This window comes from Actinokineospora sp. NBRC 105648, from assembly GCF_030269645.1.
In the GTDB taxonomy this organism is placed as follows: Bacteria; Actinomycetota; Actinomycetes; order Mycobacteriales; family Pseudonocardiaceae; genus Actinokineospora.
The window spans coordinates 1-248 of sequence record NZ_BSTR01000146.1; the positions used below are offsets into that span (position 1 = coordinate 1).

1 rRNA gene is annotated in these 248 nt (G+C 59.3%); it reads right to left on the minus strand.

What is annotated here, in order from left to right:
• A 5S ribosomal RNA gene (rrf, locus tag QSK30_RS36700) occupies positions 1 to 83 on the minus strand; the annotation flags it as partial.
• Positions 84 to 248: the final 165 nt, after the last annotated feature.

Below are 248 nucleotides of genomic sequence, written 5' to 3' on the forward strand. Positions count from 1 at the left end.
AGTGCAGTACCATCGGCGCAGGTGGGCTTAGCTTCCGGGTTCGGGATGGGACCGGGCGTTTCCCCACCGCTATGACCGCCGTAACACTATGAAACAAACACAACCAACAACCCCACCAACGAACCCCTGAGCAGGGTCCCGCGGTGGCGGGGGTGGTTGGTGTCTCAGACACCGCACAGTGGATGCGTAGCATTTTTGTAGCAAGCCCTCGGCCTATTAGTACCAGTCAACTCCACCCCTTACAGGGC